The sequence below is a fragment of the Streptomyces sp. BE20 genome (genome assembly GCF_036322525.1).
Taxonomy (GTDB): Bacteria; Actinomycetota; Actinomycetes; order Streptomycetales; family Streptomycetaceae; genus Kitasatospora.
This window is the reverse complement of sequence record NZ_JAQYWW010000175.1, coordinates 1-222: the sequence shown is the minus strand read 5'-3', so window position 1 is coordinate 222 and position 222 is coordinate 1. Positions and strand designations below refer to the sequence as shown.

1 protein-coding gene is annotated in these 222 nt (G+C 75.2%); it reads left to right on the top strand.

The features are described from left to right. On the top strand, positions 1 to 222 hold a 222-nt coding region (locus tag PUR61_RS00795; protein WP_329874552.1), incomplete at both ends, for an acyltransferase domain-containing protein.

Here is a 222-nt window from a genome sequence, read left to right as displayed (position 1 = left end):
CTGGGGTGTGCGGGCGGACGTGCTGGTCGGGCACTCGATCGGCGAGGTTGCCGCCGCGCACGTGGCCGGGGTGCTGTCTCTGCCGGACGCGGCCACGCTGGTCGCGGCGCGCGGCAGGTTGATGCAGGCCCTTCCGGCGGGTGGGGCGATGCTCGCGGTGGGTGCTTCCGAGGCGGACGTCCTCGCCGCGTTCCCGGACGTGGACGTCGCGGTGGTGAACGG